Source organism: Streptomyces sp. NPDC048295 (assembly GCF_040652135.1).
Lineage (GTDB): Bacteria > Actinomycetota > Actinomycetes > Streptomycetales > Streptomycetaceae > Streptomyces.
Window position 1 is genome coordinate 285,117 of record NZ_JBEZLL010000008.1, and the last position, 22,995, is coordinate 308,111.

A 22,995-nucleotide genomic window follows, 5' to 3' on the forward strand; every position below is an offset into this window, starting at 1 on the left:
CCGCCCCACTGCTGTGCGCCCCGCCGGGCGGGCACTGTCCGTACCTCGGACAATGGATTGGACAAGAAAGCCGTGAACATACGCATCATGGAACGGCAACCGTCTCAGTTCGTACGTTCGAAGGAGTCCCTGTGAAGGTCGGAATCGTCGGCGCCACCGGTCAGGTCGGCACTGTCATGCGCAGGATCCTGGCCGAGCGGAAGTTCCCGGCCGACGAACTGCGGCTGTTCGCCTCCGCGCGTTCCGCGGGCTCGACGATCGAGTGGCAGGGCCGGGAGATCACCGTCGAGGACGCCTCGACGGCCGACTACACCGGGCTGGACATCGTGCTGTTCTCGGCCGGCGGCGCGACCTCGAAGGCGCTCGCCGAGAAGGTCGCCTCGCAGGGCGCCGTCGTGATCGACAACTCCTCCGCCTGGCGCAGGGACCCCGAGGTCCCGCTCGTCGTCTCCGAGGTCAACCCGCACGCGATCGCGGACCGGCCCAAGGGCATCATCGCCAACCCGAACTGCACCACGATGGCCGCCATGCCCGTGCTGCGCCCGCTGCACGACGAGGCCGGGCTCGACGCGCTGGTCGTCGCCAGCTACCAGGCGGTGTCCGGCTCCGGGCTGGCCGGTGTCGCCGAGCTGCACGGCCAGGCGTCCAAGGTCGTCGCCGAGGCCGACCGGCTCACCCACGACGGCGGGGCCGTCGAGTTCCCCGAGCCGGGCGTCTACAAGCGTCCGATCGCCTTCAACGTGCTGCCGCTGGCCGGGGCGATCGTGGACGACGGCTCCTTCGAGACCGACGAGGAGCAGAAGCTCCGCAACGAGTCCCGCAAGATCCTGGAGATCCCGGAGCTGAAGGTGTCCGGCACCTGCGTCCGGGTGCCGGTCTTCACCGGCCACTCGCTCCAGATCAACGCCCGTTTCGCCCGTCCGATCGGCGTCGAGCGCGCCTACGAGCTGCTGAAGGACGCGCCGGGCGTCGAGGTCTCCGAGATCCCCACCCCGCTCCAGGCCGCCGGCAAGGACGTCTCGTTCGTCGGCCGGATCCGGGCCGACGAGACCGTGGAGAACGGCCTCGCGCTCTTCGTCTCCGGCGACAACCTGCGCAAGGGCGCGGCGCTGAACGCGATCCAGATCGCGGAGCTGGTCGCGGCGGAGCTGAACGGCTGACGCCGGACGGACACGCGCATAGGAATGGGCGGCCACCGGGTCCCGGTGGCCGCCCATTCCTATGCGCGTGTCCACCGCGGACCGGGCCCCCCGCCGGAGCCTGTGACGTGGAAGGATGACCGGAAACGTCACATACCAAGGAGATGACCGCGTGCCTGGCACCAATCTGACCCGCGAAGAGGCACAGGAGCGGGCGCGCCTGCTGACCGTGGACGCGTACGAGATCGATCTCGACCTCTCCGGAGCGCAGGAGGGCGGCACCTACCGGTCCGTGACCACCGTGCGCTTCGACTCCGCCGAAGCCGGTGCGGAGACCTTCATCGACCTGGTCGCCCCGGCCGTGCACGAGGTCGAGCTGAACGGCAAGGCCCTGGACGTCGCGGCCGTCTTCCGCGACTCGCGCATCGCGCTCCCGCACCTGGTCGCCGGCTCCAACGAGCTGAAGGTCGTCGCCGACTGCGCGTACACCAACACGGGCGAGGGCCTGCACCGCTTCGTCGACCCGGTCGACCAGCAGGCCTACCTGTACACCCAGTTCGAGGTGCCGGACGCGCGCCGGGTCTTCGCGAGCTTCGAGCAGCCGGACCTGAAGGCTACGTTCCGGTTCACCGTGAAGGCGCCGCACGGCTGGACGGTCATCTCGAACTCGCCGACGCCCGAGCCGCAGGACGACGTCTGGTCCTTCGAACCGACGCCGCGCATCTCGTCGTACATCACCGCCCTGATCGCCGGCCCGTACCACTCGGTGCACAGCAGCTACGAGCGGGACGGCCAGACGGTCCCGCTCGGCATCTACTGCCGCCCGTCGCTGGCCGAGTTCCTCGACGCGGACGAGATCTTCGACGTCACGCGGCAGGGCTTCGACTGGTTCCAGGAGAAGTTCGCCTACGACTACCCGTTCGCCAAGTACGACCAGCTGTTCGTCCCGGAGTTCAACGCCGGCGCGATGGAGAACGCGGGCGCGGTCACCATCCGCGACCAGTACGTGTTCCGTTCGAAGGTGACGGACGCGGCGTACGAGCGGCGTGCGGAGACCATCCTGCACGAGCTGGCGCACATGTGGTTCGGCGACCTCGTCACCATGGAGTGGTGGAACGACCTGTGGCTGAACGAGTCGTTCGCCACGTACACCTCGGTCGCCTGCCAGGCGTACGCGCAGGGCTCGAAGTGGCCGAACTCCTGGACCACGTTCGCCAACTCCGAGAAGACCTGGGCCTACCGCCAGGACCAGCTGCCGTCCACCCACCCGATCATGGCGGACATCCGTGATCTGGACGACGTGCTGGTCAACTTCGACGGGATCACCTACGCCAAGGGCGCCTCGGTCCTGAAGCAGCTGGTGGCGTACGTCGGCATGGACGAGTTCTTCAAGGGCGTCCAGGCGTACTTCAAGGCGCACGCCTTCGGCAACACCCGGCTCTCCGACCTGCTGGGCGCCCTGGAGGAGACCTCCGGCCGCGACCTGAAGACCTGGTCGAAGGCGTGGCTGGAGACGGCGGGCATCAACATCCTGCGCCCGGAGATCACCACGGACGAGAACGGCCACGTCACCTCGTTCACCGTGCTCCAGGAGGCCCCGGCCCTCCCCGCCGGCGCGAAGGGCGAGTCGACCCTGCGCCCGCACCGCATCGCCATCGGCTGCTACGACCTCGACGCCTCCGGCAAGCTGGTCCGCACCGACCGCATCGAGCTGGACGTCGACGGCGCGCGCACGACCGTGCCGTTCCCGGCCGGTACCGCCCGCCCCGCCGTGATCCTGCTCAACGACGACGACCTCTCGTACGCGAAGGTCCGGCTCGACGAGGAGTCGCTGCGCGTCGTCACCGAGCACCTCGGCGACTTCACGGAGTCCCTCCCCCGCGCCCTGTGCTGGGCCTCCGCCTGGGACATGACGCGCGACGGCGAGCTGGCGACCCGCGACTACCTCGCCCTGGTGCTCTCCGGCATCGGCAAGGAGTCGGACATCGGCGTCGTGCAGTCGCTGCACCGCCAGGTGAAGCTGGCGCTGGACCTGTACGCGGCGCCGGAGTGGCGCGAGGCCGGGCTGACGCAGTGGACCGAGGCCACCCTCGCGCACCTGCGTGCGGCGGAGCCGGGCAGCGACCACCAGCTGGCCTGGGCCCGTGCCTTCGCGGCGACGGCCCGCACCCCGCAGCAGACGGACCTGCTGCAGTCGCTGCTCGACGGCAAGGAGACGGTCGAGGGCCTGGCCGTCGACACGGAGCTGCGCTGGGCGTTCGTCGAACGGCTCGCCGCGACCGGTCTCATCGAGGAGGACGAGATCGCCGCCGAGTACGAGCGGGACAGGACGGCGGCGGGCGAGCTCCACGCGGCGACCGCCCGCGCGGCACGCCCCACCGAGGAGGCGAAGGCGGAGGCGTGGGCCTCGGTCATCGAGTCCGACAAGCTGCCGAACTCCCTCCAGGAGGCGGTCATCGGCGGCTTCGTCCAGACCGACCAGCGCGAGCTGCTGGCTCCGTACGCGGAGAAGTTCTTCGCCTCGGTGAAGGACGTCTGGGACTCGCGCAGCCACGAGATGGCGCAGCAGGTCGCGATCGGCCTCTACCCGGCCCTCCAGGTCTCGCAGGACACGCTGGACGCCACGGACGCCTGGCTCTCCTCGGCGGAGCCGAGCGCGGCCCTGCGCCGGCTGATGTCGGAGTCCCGCTCGGGCGTCGAGCGCGCCCTGAAGGCCCAGGCCGCGGACGCTGCGGCGGCCACGGTGTGACGCACTGACCGGTGACACAGGAAGGGGCGCCTCCCGTGGTGGGAGGCGCCCCTTCCTCGTGCTCCGGGCGGTGTGGCGCTGGAAACCCGCCCGTCGGACGGGCGCGGTCGCGCAGCCGTCCGACGGGCGGGAGCAGGGGGTGCCCGGAAACCGGTTACGCGCCGGACTCCTCGTAGCGGCGGGCCAGCTCGGCCGCGCCGGTCTCCGTCAGGCTGCCGTGCAGGCGCATGCGGGCGACGCCGCCGTCCGGGAAGGCGTCGAGGCGGACGTGGGTGACGATCGCCTGAGCGCGGAGCGGGAAGCGGTGCAGGGTGTCGGGCTGGAGCCTGGTGCGGGGGATGATCTCGAACCACTCGCCGGTCTCGCCGTTGCGGCCCTGGAGGGCGATCCAGCCCGCCGAGTTGCCCTTGAGGTAGGCGGTGTCGATCTCGATGGCCCGGACCGCGCCCTGGGCGGGGAGGCGGAAGCGGACCCAGTCGTTGGTGTCGCGGACCCGGCGGCGGCGGTTCTCCCAGCCGTCGTCCATCTTGCGGGAGGTGCCGGGCAGGATGATCTGGGTCGGCGAGGAGTAGAAGCGGTCGGAGGCGTCCTCGTAGCTGCCGCCGTTCAGGACCGAGATCAGGTCGAACGTGCCGAGGGTGGCGAGCCAGGACGGGTCGGGCAGGACCTCGCCGTGGACGCGGAGGCGGGCGATGCCGCCGTCGGGGTGCTGGCACAGGCGTACGTGGGTGTAGCGGCGGCCGCCGGTGATCTCGAAGCCGTTGGCGGCGTGGCCGCGTACCGGGGTCGGCGGGACGATCTCCTCCCACTTCACGTCGTCGGCGAGGAGCTCGGCGGGGCTGGGCGAGCCCTCGACCGTGGTGGCCTGGACCGAGACGCGCTGCGGGTAGTTGCCGCGGAAGTGGGCCGTGTCGACGACGATGCCGCGGATGATGCCGGGGGCGCCGAGCCGGACCAGGGCCCAGTCGTGCTCGCCGGGGGCCGGGAACGGGTTGTCGGCGTCCGCGCCGCGCCGGCGGCGGGTCTCCCAGCCGTCCATGATCTTGCCCTTGTGGCCGAAGTGCTCGGGGTCGAAGACCGCCCGCTCCCGGACCAGGAGGTTCTCGCGCTGGGCGAAGAACTCGTCGTTGGCGGCGATCACGCCCGCGCCGAGGCGGCGGTCGGCGAGGTCGACGAGTTCGGTGAAGGGGAGGTCGGTGGTGCGGTAGTCGGCATACGGGTCACCACCGCCGTACGGGGCCGCGTCGTTGGCGTGGGGGTCCTCGTGGTGGTTCTCATTCTGGTCGAAGGTCATGCACCTACTGTCACGGCGAACAACCCATCAGGTCCATCGAAAGTTTTTGCATTGTTTATTCAGCTGAAGTGAACGATTCTGCGCTCGCGGTGAGCGCCGCGAGGACCCTGGCCACCGCGGGGCCCTGCTCGGCACCCCGCCGTACCGCCGCCACCACATGACGGCGCGGCTGGTCGGCTTCGAGGGCGCGCATCACCACGCCGCCCCGGCCGCTGCGCTCCGCCGACGCCATGCGCGGGACCAGCGCCACGCCCATGCCCGCCTCGACCATGGCCAGGATCGCCGTCCAGCCGGAGGCGCTGTGCGCCTGCTCGGGCACGAATCCGGCGGCTTCGCAGGCCGCCGTCGTGATCTGCGACCAGGGCCCCGAGCCGCCGAAGATCCACGGGTCGCCGGAGAGGTCCGCCAGGCGCAGGGCGGGGGCGGCGGCGAGGCGGTGGTCCGCGGGCAGGGCCACGTCCAGCGGGTCGGCGAGCAGGGGCAGCACCGCGAACCGGGGGTCGCGGGCGGTCGGGGCGTGCGCGGCGAGCGACAGGGCGAGGTCGACGTCACCGGCGACCAGGAGTTCGTACGCCTGCGCGGCCTCGGCCTCCCGCACCCGCACGCCGGGCCCCGGCCGTTCCTCGGCGCGCAGCCGCTGGATCGCCGGTACGACGAGGGCGGGCACGGCCGTGGAGAACGCGGCGATCCGCACCTCGCCGGCCTCGCCGCGCAGATAGCCGGTCAGCTCGGCATCCGCGCGCTCCAGCTGGGCGAAGACGGCCTCGGCGTGGCGCAGCACGAGATGCGCGGCATCGGTCAGCCGGACGCGCCTGCCCTGGGCCTCCAGGAGCGGCACGCCGAGCTGCCTGGAGAGGCTGGACAGCTGCTGCGAGACCGCGGAGGGAGTCATCAGCAGGGCCTGCGCGGTCGCGGTGACCGTGCCCCGGTCGCGCAGGGTGCGCAGGATGCGGAGCTTCTTGACGTCCCACTCGATCATGGCCGCAACCTACCCGGCCCCGGGGGGCGGGGTGTCCGCGTCCGGGTGCCCGGCCGCGGACATGCGTGTGCGCCGCGCGGTACTCGCGGAGTACCTGCGGCGCACCCTGGAGGAACGTGTGGGTACTAGGCCTGCTTCTTGGACTTGTCCAGGACCATGACCAGGCCCGTGATCACCAGGAACAGGACGATGGGTGCCACGACGTAGAGGCCGATGGTCTCCATCGCGCTCAGGCCGGGCCCCGGGTCGTCACCGGCGTCGCGGGTGAGCGCGAGCGCGGGGGACGACATGAGCAGCATCATCAGCGTCGTGCCGGCCGCGACGGCGCCGGCGCGCATAGCGTTCTTCTTGTCCACGGTGCAAACGTAGCGAACGCCCGCGAGGGGCGCGCGCCCGGGGTGCCGTACGGGGTGCGGGTCGGGGTGCGGGGCGGGGTCACCCGGCGGGGTCCGGGCGGTCCCCGCGTGGCCGGAGGACCTCCATCAGCCGGTGCAGGCGGGGCGCGGCGGCCAGTTCCTCCAGGGTGACCGGATGGCCCTCCGCGTCGGCGACGGGCAGGCGCCAGTTGGGGTACTGGTCCCAGGTGCCGGGGAGGTTCTGCGGGCGGCGGTCGCCGAGTGTGTCGGGCAGCCAGACGCCGGTCATGCGGGCGGGGGTGCGCAGCAGGAAGCGGTGCACGGCGCGGACGGCGCCCTCCTCGTCGTCCTCGCCCTCGGGGAGCAGGCCGAGCCTGGTGAGATACCCCAGCCACTCGGCGGTGTCGGCCGCGTCCGCCGTCAGCTCCTGGTCGAGGGGGCGGGTGAGCAGGCCGAGGCGGTGGCGCAGCGTCACGTGGTCGCCGGTCAGCCGGGCCGCGGTGGACGGCAGGTCGTGCGTGGTGACGGTGGCGAGGCAGCCCTCGCGCCACTCCTCGGGGGCCAGCGGGCGGCCGGTGCCCGCCCAGTCCCGTTCGAACCAGAGGACGGAGGTGCCGAGCACACCGCGCCGGGCCAGCGCCTCGCGGACCCCCGGCTCGACCGTGCCGAGGTCCTCGCCCATGACGACCGCGCCGGCCCGGTGCGCCTCCAGGACGAGGACGGCGAGCATCGCCTCGGCGTCGTGGGTGACATAGGTGCCCTCGGTGGGCGGGCGCCCCTCGGGCACCCACCAGAGCCGGAACAGGCCCATGACGTGGTCGATGCGCAGGGCGCCCGCGTGGGCGAGGAGCCCGCGCAGCAGTCCGCGGTACGGGGCGTAGCCGGAGGCGGCGAGGACGTCCGGGCGCCACGGCGGCAGGCCCCAGTCCTGGCCGCGGGCGTTGAAGGCGTCGGGCGGCGCGCCGACGGACATGCCGTGCGCGAAGGCGTCCTGCTGGGCCCAGGCGTCGGCGCCGCCGGGGTGCACGCCGACGGCGAGGTCGTGGACGATGCCGACGGCCATGCCCGCGTCGAGGGCGGCGCGCTGGGCGGCCGCCAGCTGGCCGTCGGTCAGCCAGGCGAGCCGGCAGTGGAAGTCGACCCGGTCCAGCAGTTCGCCGCGGGCGCGGGCGGTCTCCTCGGAGCGGGGGTCGCGGAGCCCGGCGGGCCAGCCGTGCCAGTCGGGGCCGTGCACCTCGGCGAGGGCGTACCACAGGGCGTGGTCCTCCAGGGCCTGTCCCTGCTCGGCCAGGAAGTCGCAGTACGCGGCGCGGCGGCCGGGGGTGAGGGGCACCTGCCGTACGAGTTCGAGAGCCTGGCGCTTGAGGTCCCAGACGGCGTCGCGGTCGATCAGCGCGCCCTTGTTCAGCACGGTGTCGCCGAGCGCCGCGGCGTCCTGGCGCAGGTCGTCGAGGGTGGCCCGGTCCGTGACGTGTCCGTACTCGGGGACGGACTCGATGTGCAGATGCACGGGGTCGGGGAAGCGCCGCGAGGAGGGGCGGTACGGGGAGGGGTCGGTGGGGCGGCCGGGCACGGCGGCGTGGAGCGGGTTGACCTGGACGAATCCGGCGCCGAGGGTCCGCCCGGACCAGGCGGCGAGGTCGGCGAGGTCCCCCAGGTCGCCCATGCCCCAGGAGCGGGCGGAGAGCAGGGAGTAGAGCTGGACGAGGAAGCCGTGGCTGCGGGCGGGCGGCCGGGGTGCCCGGGACGGGGCGACGACGAGCGTGCCGGTCGCGCTGCGGCCGCCGGGAGCCCGTACGAAGAGCCGGTGCACCCCGAGCGGCGGCCCGGTCCACCAGGCGGGGACCACGGGCACCCCCGTGCCGTCGCCCGCCCCTTCCGCGTCCACCGCGTCCACCGGGTCCGCCCGGACGCCGTCGGCGCCCCGCACCGAAACGGCCGGATCCGGTCGGTCGGCCGGAATACGCATCCGCGTGGGCGGGGCCGGACCGGGGTCTTCGAGGGCGATCTCCAGCGTGGTGCCGGGCGGCAGGGCGGTCAGGGCGCCGGGCAGCGGCTCACCGGTCCACACCACCAGCGTCGGCGGGAGCAGCCGGGAGCGGGCCGAGGACTCGGCGGCGGCGAGCGATTCCCGTACCGCTGCGGGCGTGGTGGCGTCCACACCGAGCGCGGCGAGCACGGCGACGACCGTGTCGTCGGGGACGGACACGGTCACGTCGGCGGACGGGGAGTAGGAGGTGGCGACGCCGTGCAGCGCGGCGAGCCGGTCCAAGCCCATTCAGACTCCTGGGAACTCCGTGCCCCATGCGGCGCCGGACGCGGCCGGCTCGCTGGTCAGCGGGGCGTTGACGGCGAGCGGGGGTTCGCTGGTCAGGGGGGTGGCGTCGGCGAGCGGCGGCTCGCTGGTGAGAGGTATCGCGTCGGCGAGCGGCGGCTCGCTGGTCAGTGGGCCGGGGCCGGGCGCGGGGGACGGCGGGGCGGCGGGGCCGGGTACCTGTCCGGGGAGGGCGGAGAGCGGACGCTTCGCGACAGCGGGCATGGCGGCCTCCTGGCCGTGGGGAAACAGGACACAGCGGACCCGCCCGGCGGACCCGACCGCCGGCGCAGGCGTCATCACAACGAATTCAACGTGCTCTGGGTCACATTCCGTTCCCCCAGGGCCCGTTCTCCGTAAGTTGTCCGCTGTTTTCGGCCATCCGGCGTCATCTTTGGCGTCGACGGCCCCGGCCCGCCGGCCCCCGCCCCACCTGCGGCATCGGGCATTTCCGGCACACCACCCGCGCGCATTGACACCCTCGCGCGCGGGTGGTGGGCTCGGAGGCCACCGGCGGGAACGAGGGAGACGAGCGATGCGGCTCAGGCGCGGAACGCAGGCAACGGCCATCGCGGTCGCCGTGCTCGGCGGACTGCTCTCCACGGGCACCCCGGCCGCCGTCGCGGCCCCTTCCGCGCCCGGTTCCACCGCCGTCACCAACCCCGACCGCACGGACGACGCCGCACTGCCCTCCGTATGGCCCCGGCCGCAGTCCATCGAGGCCGCCGGGGCGTCCGTACCGCTCTCCGCCGAGGCCACCCTCGTGGCCGGCGCCCACGCCGATCCGTACGCGGTCGACGCGCTCCGGCAGGTCCTGCGGGACGCGGGCGTGCGGACCGTCCACGAGGCGCTGCCGGGCCGCGGCCCGGTCATCAGGCTCGGCGGCGACGGCGCCCGGGACGCGCTGCGCACCCTGCGCGCCCCCGCGCGCGGCGACCTGCCCTCCGGGGGCTACCGGATCGCGGTCGGCCGGGTCGCGGGCCGGGACACCGTCGCCGTGGACGGTGTCGGCGAGGACGGCCTCTTCCACGGCGTGCAGACACTGCGTCAGCTGGTGCGGGACAGGAGCGTCGCCGGCGTCACCGTCAGGGACTGGCCGGGCACCGCCGTGCGCGGCATGACCGAGGGCTTCTACGGGCAGCCGTGGACCCACGAGGAGCGGCTGGCCCAGATCGGCTTCATGGGTCGCACCAAGCAGAACAGGTACCTGTACGCGGCGGGTGACGATCCGTACCGCCAGGCCCGTTGGCGCGATCCCTACCCGGCCGGCCGGCGGGCCGGCTTCCGGGCGCTGGCCGAGCGGGCCCGCGCCGAACATGTGACGCTCGGCTGGGCCGTCTCCCCCGGCCAGGCCATGTGCATGTCCTCGGCCGGCGACGTGAAGGCGCTGACGAAGAAGCTCGACGCGATGTGGGCACTGGGCGTGCGGGCCTTCCAGCTCCAGTTCCAGGACGTCAGCTACAGCGAATGGCACTGCGACAGCGACGCCGACACCTTCGGCAGCGGCCCGCGGGCGGCGGCCGGGGCGCAGGCGCGGGTGGCCGGCGAGGTGGCGCGCCATCTCGCGGACCGGTATCCGGGTTCGCAGCCGCTGTCGGTGATGCCGACGGAGTTCTACCAGGACGGGTCCACCGAGTACCGCGAGGCGCTCGCCGAGGAACTGGACGACCGGGTCCAGATCGCCTGGACCGGCGTCGGGGTCGTGCCGAGGACCATCACCGGCGGGGAGCTGGCCGGTGCCCGCGCCGCGTTCGGGCATCCGCTGGTCACGATGGACAACTATCCGGTCAACGACTACGCGCAGGACCGGATATTCCTCGGCCCGTACACCGGCCGGGATCCCGCGGTGGCCATCGGGTCCGCGGCGCTGCTCGCCAACGCGATGGAACAGCCGTCCGCGTCCCGCATCCCCCTGTTCACCGCCGCCGACTTCGCCTGGAACCCGAGGGGTTACCGGCCGCAGGAGTCCTGGCAGGCGGCGATCGACGACCTGGCGGGCGGCGACCCGCGCACCAGGGACGCGCTGCGGGCGCTGGCCGGGAACAGCGCGACGTCCGTGCTGGGCGGCGACGAGTCCGCGTATCTGCGGCCGCTGCTGGCCGCGTTCTGGAAGGCCCGCGCGGGGCACGACGCCACGGAGCGGGCCGGCGCGGCGCGCAGGCTGCGGGAGGCGTTCACCGTGATGCGGGAGGCCCCGCAGCGGCTGAAGGGCCTGGCGGACGGGCGCCTGGACGAGGAAGTACGGCCGTGGACGGAGCAGTTGTCCCGGTACGGCCGGGCGGGTGAACTGGCCGTCGATCTGCTCCAGGCGCAGTCGCGCGGCGACGGTGACGCCGCGTGGAAGGCCTCGCTGGCCCTGGAGCCGGTGCGCAAGGCCGCCAAGGCGGGCGGTGCGACGGTCGGCAAGGGGGTGCTGGGCCCGTTCCTGGACCGGGTGCGCCGGGAGGCGGACGCCTGGACGGGCGCGGACCGCGACGCCGGTACGGTCACGAAGGCCCCGGGCAGCTACACGGTCCGTCTGAACCGGGCCCGCCCGGTTCAGACCGTGACGGCGATGACCGTGCCCGGCGGCGCGGTGGACGGCGCGGTGCTGGAGGCCCATGTGCCCGGCGAGGGCTGGCGCCGCCTGGGCGCGCTGTCGGCGAGCGGCTGGACCCAGACGGCGGCGAAGGGGCTGCGGGCCGACGCGATCCGGATCAGCCGGCCCACGGGCGTCCCGGCGATGCCCCCGGTCGTCTCCCGCACGGTGGCGCCGATGGCACCGGGAGGCGGAGCCTCCGGGAGCGCCCCGCTGCCGGCTCCGCGGGTGCACGCGCTCGTGCCCTGGTTCGGGGACGAGCCCGCGGCCCGGCTCGATCTGGCACGCGGTGAGACGGACGCCGAGATCGGCGGCGGGCCGCAGCGGGTCGAGGCGCGCCTCGCCGCCCGCCGCCCCGCCGAGGTGCGCGGCGCGCTCACCGCGAAGGCGCCCAAGGGCATCAAGGTGGAGGTCCCGAAGCAGACGCGGGTGCCGCGCGGCTCCCGCACCGACGTGCCCGTGGAGATCACGGTCCCGGCGGGCACCCCGGCCGGGGAGTACGAGGTGCCGTTCAGCTTCGGCGACGAACGCAGCACGCTCACCGTCCGGGCGTTCCCGCGCACCGCGGGCCCCGATCTGCTGCGCACCGCCACCGCGTCCTCGTCCGGCGACGAGACCCCGGACTTCCCGGCGGCGGCCGCCTCCGACGGCGATCCGGAGACCCGCTGGTCCTCACCGGCCGAGGACGGCGCCTGGTGGCAGGCACGACTGCCGCGGGCCGCCCGGATAGGCCAGGTGGTGCTGCACTGGCAGGACGCGTACGCCACCCGCTACCGCGTCCAGGTCTCCTCGGACGGCCGCAGCTGGCGCACGGCGGCGACCGTCCGGGACGGCAGGGGCGGGCGCGAGTCGGTCCGGATGGACGCGAAGGACGCCCGCTACCTCAGGGTCCAGGGCGATGCCCGGGGCACCGAGTTCGGCTATTCCCTCTGGTCGGTGGAGGCGTACGCCGTCGCCCCGACGGAGTAACGGTCCGGCCCTTTTTGCCCCGGGACGCAGAAGGCCCGGATCTCTCAGGCTGAGATGCCGTCGATCCGGGCCATGGCGTCGTCCGCTCCGAACGGTTGCAAGTACGGCAGCCAGCGCGGGTCGCGGTGTCCCGTGCCGATGATCCGCCAGGCGAGCCCCGTCGGCGGGGCGGGCTGCTGGTGCAGCCGCCAGCCGAGCTCCGGCAGGTGCCGGTCCGCCTTGAAGTGGTTGCAGCGGCGACAGGCCGCCACCACGTTGTCCCAGACGTGCTGTCCGCCGCGGCTGCGCGGAATCACGTGGTCGACGCTGGTCGCGGCGGCGCCGCAGTACATGCAGCGGCCCCCGTCCCGGGCGAACAGCGCCCTGCGGGTCAGCGGTACGGGCCCCCGGTAGGGAACCCGTACGAACCGCTTCAGGCGGACGACGCTGGGCGCCGGGACGGCCCGGGTGGCACTGTGCATGAAGGCGCCGGACTCCTCTAGGCAGATGGCCTTGTTTTCGAGGACGAGGACGAGCGCGCGGCGGAGCGGTACGACGCCGAGTGGCTCGTACGACGCGTTGAGAACCAGGACATGCGGCACGGTGGATGCCTCCTTGTACGCCGGCGGCGCGTGGCTCGCGCCGGGACGATCCGATCTCAGTCTCTACTCCTGCCTGGTGGAAGCGCCACCACGTGCGGGTAACGGGCCGGAAGGATTTTCGCCCTGCCACGGGCGCCGGGCGGCCCCGCCGGGTGTGCGATCGGCCACAGGAGGCCGCCGCCGGTACCGTCCCGCCGCCGCCCACCGCCCTCGGTATCCCCCGATTGATGCGTTTCCCGCCGCTCTGTCGGGGCAACGGAGCATTCCGGATACCCCGTTAATGTGGTCGGACGGCCGTCGCCCATCTGGAGGTCTCACCGTGTCCCTGTCCGCCCTGTTGGCCGCAGCCCCGTCGCCCGAGCCCGGCAGCTCGCTGGACGATGCCGCCAAGCAGGCCGGCGACGCAGCGAGCTGGGTGCAGGAGAACTGGTCCACCTGGCTGAGCACCGGCCTGCGGATCATGCTCATCGCGGCCGTCGCGGTCATGTTGCGCATCGCGGTCCGGCGTGCGCTGACCAAGCTCATAGAACGGATGAACCGCAGTGCCCAGGCGGTCGAGGGCACCACGCTGGGCGGGCTGCTGGTCAACGCGGAACGCCGCCGTCAGCGCTCGGAGGCGATCGGCTCCGTACTCCGCTCGGTCGCGTCGTTCCTGATCCTCGGCACGGCCATGCTGATGATCCTGGGCGCGTTCGAGATCAACCTGGCCCCGCTGCTGGCCTCCGCCGGGGTGGCCGGTGTGGCGATCGGTTTCGGTGCGCGCAACCTGGTCACCGACTTCCTCTCCGGTGTCTTCATGATCCTGGAGGACCAGTACGGCGTCGGCGACACCGTCGACGCGGGCGTCGCCTCCGGCGAGGTCATCGAGGTCGGTCTGCGGGTCACGAAGCTGCGCGGCGACAACGGCGAGATCTGGTACGTGCGCAACGGCGAGGTGAAGCGGATCGGCAACCTCAGCCAGGGCTGGTCGACGGCCGGCATCGATGTGATGGTGCGCCCGACGGAGGACCTCGGCAAGGTACGTGCGGTGATCACCGAGGCCGCCGCGGCGATGGCCAAGGAGGACCCCTGGAACGAGCGCCTGTGGGGCCCGGTGGAGATCCTGGGGCTGAACTCGGTGCTCCTGGACTCGATGACGGTCCGGCTGAGCGCGAAGACGATGCCCGGCAAGGCCCTGGGTGTGGAGCGCGAGCTGCGCTGGCGGATCAAGCAGGCCTTCGACGAGGCGGGCATCCGCATCGTCGGCGGTGTCCCGGCCCAGGCGGACGAGCCCTCCGGCCCCGACCCGGCGGCCGGTATGGCCGCCCCCTCGGCCTACGCCTCGACCACTTCCCCGCAGTCCCTGGCCACGGCCCCGATCACCCCGCCGAACATCTCGAAGTAGCCCGCGCCGGGCGGGCCGACGCCGTTCCAACTCGGTTCACCGACGAACCGGTTGGGCATGCCTCACCATGGACCCGGAAATTCCGGAAGTGTTCCAGGTAACGCTTTGGTTGCCACCGCGGCGCTGCCCATTGACGGCCAGGTGACGCGCGCATACCGTCCTCTCACCGAATAGGAAACTTTCCTAACAGAGGGCAGGTGCAGCGCTCATGGCCGGAACCACACCGGGTACCCCCCGCGTTCTGCGGGCCATGAACGACCGGGCCGCCCTCGATCTGCTGCTGGAGCACGGCCCCCTCTCGCGGACCAGGATCGGGAAGCTGACCGGGCTCTCCAAGCCCACCGCCTCGCAGTTGCTGGCGCGGCTGGAGGCGGCCGGGCTGGTCGTCGCCACCGGGACCGTGGCCGGGCGGCCCGGGCCCAACGCGCAGCTGTACGGGGTGAACGCGCGGGCCGCGCATGTCGCGGGACTGGACGTGAACGCCCGCCGGATCGTCGCGGCCGTCGCCGATGTGACCGGGGAGACGGTCGGGGAGTTCGAGCTGCGCACCCCGGGGCGGCGCGCCGACAGTGTGGTGCGGCAGGTGGCCGAGGCACTGGACGGGGCGGTGAAGGACGCCGGGCTCACCCGATCCGATGTGCACCGGGTCGTCATCGGCACCCCGGGCGCCTTCGACCCCGGCACCGGGCGGCTGCGGTACGCCTCGCACCTGCCGGGCTGGCACTCCCCCACGTTGCTGGAGGAGCTGGCCGCCTTCCTGCCGATGCCGGTGGAGTACGAGAACGACGTGAACCTGGTCGCGGTGGCCGAGCAGCGGCTGGGCGCGGCGCGGGGGCACGAGGACTTCGTCCTGCTGTGGAACGAGGAGGGGCTCGGTGCCGCCCTCGTCATCAACGGACGGCTGCACCGCGGCTTCACCGGCGGCGCCGGCGAGGTGGGTTTCCTGCCGGTGCCGGGCGCCCCGCTGGTCCGTCAGGTGACCAAGGTCAACGCGGGCGGCTTCCAGGAACTGGCGGGTGCTCAGGTGCTGTCCCGGCTGGGCCGGGAGCTCGGCATCGACGACGAGCCGATCCGCGCCCCCGGCACCCATCACGAGGTCGCCGCCCGGCTGCTCGCCCGCGCCGCCGAGGCCGCCGAGGCCGGCGAGGCCGGCCCGTACCCCCGGCTCCTCGATCTGTTCGCCACCGGTCTCGCGACCGGTCTCGCCTCCCTGACCGCCGTGCTCGACCCGGAGGTCGTCGTGCTGTCCGGTGAGGTCATCGCGGCCGGCGGCGAACAACTGCGCTGCCGGGTGGCATCCGAGCTCACCGAGCTGGCGGCCTCCCGGCCCCGGCTGATCGCCGGGGAAGTGAAGCACCGCCCCGTACTGCGCGGCGCGCTGGAGAGCGCGCTCGCCACCACTCGTGACGAAGTCTTCGACACGTCCCGTTGACCCCTTCTCGGCCTGCCCTCCTCCGTACCCCGCCCCCATCCTCCACCGGGAGACCGCCATGTCCGGAAACCGCCGGAAGACGGCCGCCGCGCTCGCCGCGACCGCCGCCATATCTCTGCTCGCCTCGGCCTGTACGGGCCAGAGCGGGTCCGGTGCCAGCGATGACCCGTCCAAGGAGACGACCATCACGTTCTGGCACGGCTGGAACTCCCCGAACGAGGTCGCGGGCATCGAGGCGTCGGTGGCCGCCTTCCAGAAGGCGCACCCCAACATCCACGTGAAGGTCGTCGGCGGCATGACCGACGACAAGATCAACCAGGCGCTGCGGGCGGGCGGCTCGAACGCCCCGGACGTCGTCTCGTCGTTCACCACGAACAACGTCGGCAAGTTCTGTTCGTCGAAGGCGTTCATCGACCTCGCCCCCTTCCTGAAGAAGGACGGGATCGACCCGGACAAGACCTTCCCGAAGGCGATGAACGAGTACACCCAGTTCGAGGGGGTGCGCTGCACCGTGCCGCTGCTCGGTGACGCGTACGGCCTCTACTACAACAAGGACGCCTTCGCCGCGGCCAAGATCACCAGGCCGCCGAGGACCTGGTCGGAGCTGGCCGAGGACGCCAAGAAGCTGACGAAGACCAAGGGCGACTCGTACGAGCGGCTCGGCTTCATGCCGAACTACCACGGCTACGAGACGACGACCGAGCACTACCTCGGCTCCTGGGACCCGAAGTACTTCGACGCGGACGGCAAGTCGAACATCGCCAAGGACCCGTCGTTCGCCGACATGCTCACGACCCAGAAGAAGCTGGTCGACGACCTGGGCGGCTACGAGAAGCTGGAGAAGTTCCGTACGTCCTTCGGCGACGAGTGGGGGGCCAAGCACCCGTTCCACACCGGCCAGGTGGCGATGCAGATGGACGGCGAGTGGCGGCTGGGGATGGCCGAGGAGGCCAAGCCGGGGTTCGAGATCGGGGTCGCCCCGCTGCCCGTCGCCGACGACCAGGCCGACAGCTACGGCAAGGGATATCTGACCGGCACCATCGCCGGGATCGCCGCCACCTCGAAGAAGCAGAACGCGGCCTGGGAGCTGGTCAAGTTCATGACCACCGACACCGACGCCGTGGTGAACTTCGCCAACTCCATCCACAACGTGCCGTCGACCCTGGCGGCGCTGAAGTCGCCGAAGCTGAAGTACGACCCGCGGTTCAAGACCTTCCTGGACATCGCCGCGAACCCGGACAGCACCACCACCCCGCCCTCGGTGAACGGCGGTGCCTACCTGACCTCCCTGCAGAACCTCGGATTCGACATCGAGAAGGGCAGGCAGAAGGACATCAAGGCGGGTCTGGAGAAGACCGCCGAGGAAATCGACGCGGCGATCGCGCAGGCGAAGTAGAACCGCGATGACCACCTACACACTCCGTTCGAAGCGCCGCCGCTCGGCGCTGCGGACCGCGGCCTTCATGTCACCGTGGCTGATCGGATTCTGCGTCTTCTTCGCCTATCCGCTGATCTCCACCGTCTACTTCTCCTTCACCGACTACGACGGTTTCACCGCCCCCGTGTTCAGCGGGCTGAAGAACTGGTCGTACGTCTTCAACGAGTACCCGCTGTTCTGGCCGGCGCTGCGCAACACGCTCTGGCTGGTCGTGGTCCTGGTCACCTGCCGGGTGGTGTTCGGCCTCGGTGTCGGACTGCTGATCACCCGGATCAAGACGGGCGCCGGGGTCTTCCGCACCCTGTTCTACCTGCCGTACCTGGCCCCGCCGGTCGCGGCGACCCTCGGCTTCGTCTTCCTGCTCAACCCGGGTACCGGGCCGGTCAATTCGATCCTCGGCGAGCTGGGGCTCCCCACGCCCGGCTGGTTCACCGACGCCGCCTGGTCCAAGCCTGCCCTGACCGCGCTCGCGGTGTGGGGGGTGGGCGATCTGATGGTGATCTTCATGGCCGCCCTGCTCGACGTACCGAAGGAGCAGTACGAGGCGGCGGAGCTGGACGGGGCGACCTCGTTCCAGCGGTTCCGCTTCGTCACCCTGCCGAACATCTCGCCGATCATCATGTTCGCGGTGGTCACCGGGATCATCCAGACGATGCAGTACTACACCCAGCCATTCGTGGCCGGGAAGGTCGCCTCGGGCGTGATGGGCGGCTCCGGGCAGCAGTTCGAACCGGGCTATCCCGACAAGTCGACACTGACGCTTCCGCAGCTCGTCTACAACCTCGGTTTCCAGCGCTTCGACTACGGCTCCGCCTGCGTGGTCGCGCTCGTTCTCTTCGTACTCGCCATGGCGTTCACCGCACTGCTGATGCGGCGCCGCAGCGGACTGATCCAGGCAGGTGAGTGACGTGGCGCAGGTACTCGACGCCGTCAAGGAAACCGGCCCCGCGACCGGCCCGGTCACCCCGGCCGAACGCGTCGCGCGCCGCAGGACGCTGCTGAACTGGATCGCCGTGCACTCGCTCGGGGTCGCCGCCGCGCTCTTCTTCGTGCTGCCGTTCGTCTTCCTGGTGCTCACCTCGCTGATGAACGGCCAGCAGACGCTGACCCGCGATCTGTGGCCGCACCCCTTCGAGTGGAGCAACTACCAGCGGGTCTTCGAGACCGACGGCTTCCTGACCTGGTGGCGGAACACCCTGCTGTACGCGGGTCTCGGCACCGTCCTCACGGTCGTGTCGTCGCTGCCCGTGGCGTACGCGCTCGCCAAGTTCCGCTTCCGCGGCCGGCATCTGTCGCTGATGCTGGTCATCTCGATGATGATGCTGCCGCCGCAGGTCGTCGTCATCCCGATGTACCTGTTCTGGGCCAAGCAGCTGGACCTGTCCGGCACGCTCTGGCCGCTGATCATCCCGATGGCCTTCGGCGACGCGTTCTCCATCTTCCTGCTGCGGCAGTTCCTGCTGACCATCCCGAACGAGTACCTCGACGCGGCGAAGGTCGACGGCTGCGGCGAACTGCGCACCCTGCTCCGGGTCGTCGTGCCGATGGCGAAGCCGGGTATCGCCGCCGTGGCCCTCTTCCAGTTCTTCTACGCCTGGAACGACTACTTCGGCCCGCAGATCTACGCCTCGGAGAACCCGGCCGCCTGGACACTCAGTTACGGCCTGGAGTCCTTCAAGAGCGCACACCACACCGACTGGAACCTGACCATGGCCGCGACCGTACTGGTCATGGCCCCCGTGATCCTCGTCTTCTTCTTCGCACAGAAGGCATTCGTCGAGGGCGTCACACTGACCGGAGTAAAGGGCTGACTATGAAGCTCGCAGTAGTTGGTGGCGGGTCCACCTACACACCTGAACTGATCGACGGCTTCGCCCGGTTGCGGGACACGCTGCCCATCGAGGAGCTGGTGCTCGTCGACCCGGCGGCCGACCGCCTGGAACTCGTCGGCGGCCTCGCCCGGCGGATCTTCGCCAAGCAGGGCCACCCGGGGCGGATCGTCACCACCTCGGACCTCGACGCGGGCGTCGCCGACGCCGACGCGGTCCTGCTCCAGCTGCGCGTCGGCGGCCAGGCCGCCCGCAACCAGGACGAGACCTGGCCGCTGGAGTGCGGCTGCATCGGCCAGGAGACCACCGGCGCCGGCGGCCTCGCCAAGGCGATGCGCACCGTGCCGGTCGTCCTGGACATCGCCGAGCGGGTCCGCCGTACCAACCCCGATGCCTGGATCATCGACTTCACCAACCCGGTCGGCATCGTCACCCGGGCGCTGCTCCAGGCCGGCCACAAGGCCGTCGGCCTGTGCAACGTCGCGATCGGCTTCCAGCGGAAGTTCGCCCGGCTGCTCGACGTCACCCCGGCCGAGGTCCACCTCGACCACGTCGGGCTCAACCACCTGACCTGGGAACTCGGGGTGCGCCTCGGCGGCCCCGACGGCGAGAACGTCCTGCCGAAGCTGCTCGCCGAGCACGGCGACACGATCGCGGACGACCTGCGCATGCCGCGGGCCATCACCGACCGGCTCGGCGTCGTCCCCTCGTACTACCTGCGCTACTTCTACGCGCACGACGCGGTCGTGCGGGAGCTCGGCACCAAGCCGTCCCGGGCCGCCGAGGTCGCCGCGATGGAGAAGGAACTCCTCGCCATGTACGGCGATCCGGCGCTGGACGAGAAGCCCGCGCTGCTCGCCAAGCGAGGCGGCGCCTTCTACTCGGAGGCGGCCGTGGACCTGGCGTCCTCGCTGCTCGGCTCGGGCGGCTCCGCGGTGCAGGTGGTCAACACGTACAACAGGGGCACGCTGCCGTTCCTGCCGGACGACGCGGTGATCGAGGTGCAGGCCCGGGTCGACGGCACGGGCGCGACGCCGCTCGCCGTTCCCGAGCTGGACCCGTTGTACGCCGGTCTGATCGCCAATGTGACGGCGTACGAGGACCTCGCCCTGGAGGCCGCGCTGCGCGGTGGCAGGGACCGGGTCTTCAAGGCGCTGCTCGCGCACCCGCTGATCGGCCAGTTCGAGTACGCCGAGGCGCTCACCGACAAGCTGATCGCGCACAACCGGGAGCACCTGGCGTGGGCGTGAACGCTTCGGTCCTCGCGATCGACGCGGGGAACAGCAAGACCGACGTGGCGCTGATCGGTGCGGACGGAACGGTGCTCTCGAAGGCCCGGGGCGGTGGCTTCCAGCCGCCTGCCGTGGGCATCGGGGCGGCCGTCGACGTCCTCGGCGCGGCCGTCGACCGGGCGCTGGAGCTCTCCGGCGACCCGGCAGGCCCCGTCGCGCACGTGTCCGCCTGTCTCGCCAACGCCGACCTCCCGGTGGAGGAGGAGCAGTTGGCGGCGGCGCTGCGCGCGCGGGGCTGGGGCGCCACCGTCGAGGTGCGCAACGACACCTTCGCGATACTGCGCGCGGGGGTGGACGAGCCGCGCGGGGTGGCCGTGGTCTGCGGCGCGGGGATCAACTGTGTCGGCATGGTGCCGGACGGGCGGACCGCGCGGTTCCCCGCCATAGGCCGGATCTCCGGTGACTGGGGCGGCGGCGCGGGGCTGGCCGAGGAGGCGATGTGGTTCGCCGCGCGGGCCGAGGACGGGCGCGGTGAGCCGACCGAGCTGGTCCGTACGCTGCCGGAGCACTTCGGGCTCGGCTCGATGTACGCGCTGATCGAGGCGCTGCATCTGGGCCGGGTGGAGTTCGAGCGCCGGCACGAGCTGGCTCCGGTGCTCTTCGCGACCGCGGCGGCCGGGGACGCGGTGGCGGGTGCGCTGGTGCACCGGCTGGCGGAGGAGGTCGTCACGATGGCCTCGGTCGCACTGGGCAGGCTGGACCTGCTGGGCGAGGAGGCGCCGGTGGTGCTGGGCGGCGGCGTACTGGCGGCCCGTCACCCGCAGTTGGACGCGAAGATCGGCGAACTCCTCGCGGTGCGGGCCCCGAAGGCGGAGATCCGGGTCGTGACCCGGCCGCCGGTGCTGGGGGCCGCGCTGCTGGGCCTGGACCGCACGGGCGCGGACGCCGCGGTGCACGAGAGGCTGCGTGCGCAGTACGGCTGACATGCCGTCCGTGATCCACGACACGGCCCACGAGGTGCCCTGGGGGCGTTCCGTCGCGTTTTCGCGCCGCGGGACGCCCCTCGCGCACGGGAACCGTTCAGTTGTCCCGGACGTGTTCATGAGTGGGGAGATCGGTCCGCTCCGGTTACTGGTCCGTCGATCGGCTTGATCGGCGGCGCCGGCCTTGATCGAATGCGTGTGAGCGCATCCGTGGACCGGTGCGGGATCCGGACGTTCATGGTGTGGATACCGGTCCCTGCGGCCATACTTCATGGCCGGGCACCAGTCCCCGATCGGCCGGGGGTCGGGCCGGCGTCAGTGACCGAGGGGGAGGTCGAGTGACATACCCGCCGAGTGTGCGCACGGCGCCTGAGCACGAGCGGGCACAGCCGCCCGTGTCCGCGACCGCACCCGCCCCGTCGCAGCGCGGTGTGCTGTCCGTGACGGCCGACAAGGTGCGGGCCGCGGCCACCACCGAGCCGGGCAGGCTCCAGATCATCGGGGCCGTGCTGGCCCTGCTCGTCGTGGCGTTCGGGGCCGTGACGGCCTTCGAGATCGCCGACCGGGCGTCCGCCGCCGACGACGTGGTGGGCCGCAGCCAGCCGCTGAGCGCCGACGCGGCGGCCATCTACCGCTCGCTGGCGGACGCCGACACCGCCGCGGCGAGCGGCTTCCTGGCCGGGGCGCAGGAGCCGCGCGATGTCCACGACCGGTACGAGAAGGACATCGAGGAGGCGTCCCGCCTCCTGGTGAAGGCCGCCGCCAACACCGACGCGTCGACGAAGTCCGGCCAGGAGATCACCACGCTCAACAAGGAACTCCCCCGGTACACGGGTCTGATCGAGCGGGCCCGCGCCAACAACCGGCAGGGTCTTCCGCTGGGCGGCGCCTACATCCGGTACGCCAACCAGCGGATGAGCAAGGTGATGCTGCCGGCCGCCGAGCGGCTGTACGCGGCGGAGACCGGCCGGCTCGGCGAGGACAGCGACTCGGCCAGGACGTGGCCGTTCTTCTCGCTCGGGCTCGGGGTCGTGGCGCTGGCCGGGCTGGTCTGGGCGCAGCGGCGCAACTACCGCAGGACGAACCGGGTGTTCAACCACGGACTGCTCGTGGCGACGGCGGCGTCCACGGTGCTGCTGCTGTGGCTGGCCGTGGGACACACGGTGGCGCGGTCCGCGCTGCATGGGGCCGATGTCAACGGACAGCAGTCCCTCGATGTCCTCAATCACGCGCGGATCGACTCGCTGAAGGCGCGCGCCAATGAGAACCTCACTCTGGTCGCCCGCGGCGCCGTGCTCACCGCGGACGGCAGGAACGACAAGTACGAGACCGACTACAACACGGGCATGAAGGCCCTCGGCGAAGAGCTGGGGAGAGCCGGGAAGCTTGCCGACGACGACCAGGGAAGAGGACCGGTGGCGAAGGCCGTCGACGCCGTCTCCGAGTGGCAGGGCCGCCACCGGACGGCCCGTACGGCCGACGACAGCGGCGACTACGAGGGCGCTCGGACGCAGATCATCGGGGCGAAGGACTCGACGGGTGAGTCCTTCGAGCGGGTGGACGAGGCGCTGAAGCAGGCGCTCGCCCATGAGCAGGGCGAGTTCACCCGGGCCGCGAAGGACGGGCAGGGGGCACTGGGCGGGCTGCCGACCGGGGCCGCCGCACTGGCCGCGCTGGCCGCCGTGGCCGCGATCGTCGGAGTCAACCGCAGGCTCTCGGAGTACCGGTGAGAGGGGCA

General features: G+C 72.1%; 17 protein-coding genes. 11 read left to right on the forward strand and 6 right to left on the reverse strand.

Going from position 1 to position 22,995, the window contains the following annotated elements:
- Positions 1–131 precede the first annotated feature (131 nt).
- Positions 132–1,160 carry an aspartate-semialdehyde dehydrogenase gene (locus AB0D53_RS15085; protein WP_362445430.1) on the forward strand — a complete coding sequence of 343 codons (1,029 nt, stop codon included), beginning with the start codon at positions 132–134 and terminating at the stop codon, positions 1,158–1,160.
- Between the two features lie 151 nt (positions 1,161–1,311).
- On the forward strand, positions 1,312–3,888 hold the full coding sequence (gene pepN, locus AB0D53_RS15090) for an aminopeptidase N (RefSeq protein ID WP_362445435.1): 2,577 nt from the start codon (positions 1,312–1,314) through the stop codon (positions 3,886–3,888).
- 154 nt (positions 3,889–4,042) lie between these two features.
- Here the strand turns inward: pepN and alc are convergent, their stop codons facing one another.
- The 5 genes from alc to AB0D53_RS15115 all read right to left on the reverse strand — a co-directional run bounded on the left by alc (position 4,043) and on the right by AB0D53_RS15115 (position 9,056).
- Positions 4,043–5,182, reverse strand: coding sequence for an allantoicase (gene alc, locus AB0D53_RS15095; RefSeq protein WP_362445438.1), 1,140 nt, complete (start codon positions 5,180–5,182; stop codon positions 4,043–4,045).
- Positions 5,183–5,237: 55 nt separating this feature from the next.
- Positions 5,238–6,161, reverse strand: a complete 924-nt coding sequence (locus AB0D53_RS15100) for a LysR substrate-binding domain-containing protein (RefSeq protein WP_362445441.1) — start codon at positions 6,159–6,161, stop codon at positions 5,238–5,240.
- Between the two features lie 125 nt (positions 6,162–6,286).
- The gene (locus AB0D53_RS15105; RefSeq protein WP_362445444.1) at positions 6,287–6,517 is read right to left on the reverse strand and encodes a hypothetical protein; all 231 of its coding nucleotides are present in this window, start codon (positions 6,515–6,517) and stop codon (positions 6,287–6,289) included.
- 79 nt (positions 6,518–6,596) lie between these two features.
- Positions 6,597–8,795, reverse strand: coding sequence for a 4-alpha-glucanotransferase (gene malQ, locus AB0D53_RS15110; RefSeq protein WP_362445447.1), 2,199 nt, complete (start codon positions 8,793–8,795; stop codon positions 6,597–6,599).
- The gene (locus tag AB0D53_RS15115) at positions 8,796–9,056 is read right to left on the reverse strand and encodes a hypothetical protein (protein ID WP_362445450.1); all 261 of its coding nucleotides are present in this window, start codon (positions 9,054–9,056) and stop codon (positions 8,796–8,798) included.
- Between the two features lie 310 nt (positions 9,057–9,366).
- Between AB0D53_RS15115 and AB0D53_RS15120 the strand changes: the two genes are divergently transcribed.
- Complete coding sequence (locus AB0D53_RS15120; protein ID WP_362445453.1) at positions 9,367–12,378, forward strand: beta-N-acetylglucosaminidase domain-containing protein; 3,012 nt, start codon at positions 9,367–9,369, stop codon at positions 12,376–12,378.
- Between the two features lie 44 nt (positions 12,379–12,422).
- On the opposite strand, the gene AB0D53_RS15125 is transcribed toward AB0D53_RS15120, so the two are convergent.
- A complete protein-coding gene (locus AB0D53_RS15125) occupies positions 12,423–12,959 on the reverse strand; it encodes an HNH endonuclease (RefSeq protein ID WP_329820972.1) in 537 nt (178 codons plus the stop codon).
- 319 nt (positions 12,960–13,278) lie between these two features.
- Between AB0D53_RS15125 and AB0D53_RS15130 the strand changes: the two genes are divergently transcribed.
- The 8 genes from AB0D53_RS15130 (at position 13,279) to AB0D53_RS15165 (ending at position 22,987) form a co-directional block, all read left to right on the forward strand.
- On the forward strand, positions 13,279–14,343 hold the full coding sequence (locus AB0D53_RS15130; RefSeq protein WP_362445457.1) for a mechanosensitive ion channel family protein: 1,065 nt from the start codon (positions 13,279–13,281) through the stop codon (positions 14,341–14,343).
- Between the two features lie 208 nt (positions 14,344–14,551).
- A complete protein-coding gene (locus AB0D53_RS15135; protein ID WP_362445460.1) occupies positions 14,552–15,775 on the forward strand; it encodes an ROK family transcriptional regulator in 1,224 nt (407 codons plus the stop codon).
- A gap of 58 nt (positions 15,776–15,833) precedes the next feature.
- A complete protein-coding gene (locus AB0D53_RS15140; protein WP_362445464.1) occupies positions 15,834–17,171 on the forward strand; it encodes an ABC transporter substrate-binding protein in 1,338 nt (445 codons plus the stop codon).
- A gap of 7 nt (positions 17,172–17,178) precedes the next feature.
- Positions 17,179–18,120 (forward strand): sugar ABC transporter permease, encoded by a 942-nt coding sequence (locus AB0D53_RS15145; protein ID WP_362445467.1) that lies wholly within the window; start codon positions 17,179–17,181, stop codon positions 18,118–18,120.
- A 1-nt stretch (position 18,121) separates the two neighbouring features.
- On the forward strand, positions 18,122–19,024 hold the full coding sequence (locus tag AB0D53_RS15150; protein ID WP_362445470.1) for a carbohydrate ABC transporter permease: 903 nt from the start codon (positions 18,122–18,124) through the stop codon (positions 19,022–19,024).
- Between the two features lie 2 nt (positions 19,025–19,026).
- A complete protein-coding gene (locus AB0D53_RS15155) occupies positions 19,027–20,292 on the forward strand; it encodes a 6-phospho-beta-glucosidase (RefSeq protein WP_362445473.1) in 1,266 nt (421 codons plus the stop codon).
- Complete coding sequence (locus AB0D53_RS15160; RefSeq protein ID WP_362445476.1) at positions 20,283–21,257, forward strand: BadF/BadG/BcrA/BcrD ATPase family protein; 975 nt, start codon at positions 20,283–20,285, stop codon at positions 21,255–21,257. Before AB0D53_RS15155 ends, AB0D53_RS15160 begins: the two co-directional genes overlap by 10 nt.
- A gap of 395 nt (positions 21,258–21,652) precedes the next feature.
- Positions 21,653–22,987 carry a hypothetical protein gene (locus tag AB0D53_RS15165; protein ID WP_362445672.1) on the forward strand — a complete coding sequence of 445 codons (1,335 nt, stop codon included), beginning with the start codon at positions 21,653–21,655 and terminating at the stop codon, positions 22,985–22,987.
- The last annotated feature ends 8 nt before the right edge of the window (positions 22,988–22,995 follow it).

Coding starts and splice junctions, on each gene's coding strand:
- AB0D53_RS15155 (WP_362445473.1), top strand. CDS start 19,027: ATGAAGCTCGCAGTAGTTGGTGGCGGGTCCACCTACACACCTGAACTG.
- malQ (WP_362445447.1), bottom strand. CDS start 8,795: ATGGGCTTGGACCGGCTCGCCGCGCTGCACGGCGTCGCCACCTCCTAC.
- AB0D53_RS15145 (WP_362445467.1), top strand. CDS start 17,179: ATGACCACCTACACACTCCGTTCGAAGCGCCGCCGCTCGGCGCTGCGG.
- AB0D53_RS15140 (WP_362445464.1), top strand. CDS start 15,834: ATGTCCGGAAACCGCCGGAAGACGGCCGCCGCGCTCGCCGCGACCGCC.
- AB0D53_RS15135 (WP_362445460.1), top strand. CDS start 14,552: ATGGCCGGAACCACACCGGGTACCCCCCGCGTTCTGCGGGCCATGAAC.
- AB0D53_RS15100 (WP_362445441.1), bottom strand. CDS start 6,161: ATGATCGAGTGGGACGTCAAGAAGCTCCGCATCCTGCGCACCCTGCGC.
- AB0D53_RS15115 (WP_362445450.1), bottom strand. CDS start 9,056: ATGCCCGCTGTCGCGAAGCGTCCGCTCTCCGCCCTCCCCGGACAGGTA.
- AB0D53_RS15120 (WP_362445453.1), top strand. CDS start 9,367: ATGCGGCTCAGGCGCGGAACGCAGGCAACGGCCATCGCGGTCGCCGTG.
- alc (WP_362445438.1), bottom strand. CDS start 5,182: ATGACCTTCGACCAGAATGAGAACCACCACGAGGACCCCCACGCCAAC.